The organism is Staphylococcus sp. GDY8P57P (assembly GCF_017892585.1).
In the GTDB taxonomy this organism is placed as follows: domain Bacteria; phylum Bacillota; class Bacilli; order Staphylococcales; family Staphylococcaceae; genus Staphylococcus; species Staphylococcus borealis.
Window position 1 is genome coordinate 1 of sequence record NZ_JAESLK010000129.1, and the last position, 566, is coordinate 566.

Below are 566 nucleotides of genomic sequence, written 5' to 3' on the forward strand. Positions count from 1 at the left end.
AATATCTTGAAGTTCGTTCCATGGGCAAAACATCAGAAGCGATTGGAAAATTAATGGGATTAGCTCCTAAGAAAGCTATTGTCGTAAGAGATGGGAAAGAAGTAGAAATTTCTGTTGATGAAGTTTCAGTAGATGATATCGTCATTGTTAAACCGGGTGAAAAAATACCAGTTGACGGTGTGATATTAGAAGGCGTCACGTCTATTGATGAATCCATGCTGACAGGTGAAAGTATTCCTGTAGAAAAAAGTGCGGGTGCCAATGTCATAGGAGCAAGCATCAATAAAAATGGCACAATCCGATATCAGGCAACTAAAGTTGGAAAAGATACAGCACTATCACAAATAATTAAGTTAGTGGAAGATGCACAAGGATCTAAAGCACCAATTGCTAAAATAGCGGATATTATTTCTGGATATTTTGTTCCAATTGTTATAGGTATTGCTAGTATTTCCGGTTTAGCATGGTATTTTGGAGGGGGACAAACGGGAATCTTCGCTTTAACGATTACTATTTCCGTTTTGGTTATTGCTTGCCCATGTGCGCTTGGCCTTGCAACTCCAACA

1 protein-coding gene is annotated in these 566 nt (G+C 38.7%); it reads left to right on the top strand.

The annotated features are described in order from the left end of the window. Positions 1 to 566: HAD-IC family P-type ATPase (locus KA878_RS13935; protein ID WP_210142248.1), on the top strand; the 566-nt coding region annotated here is incomplete at both ends.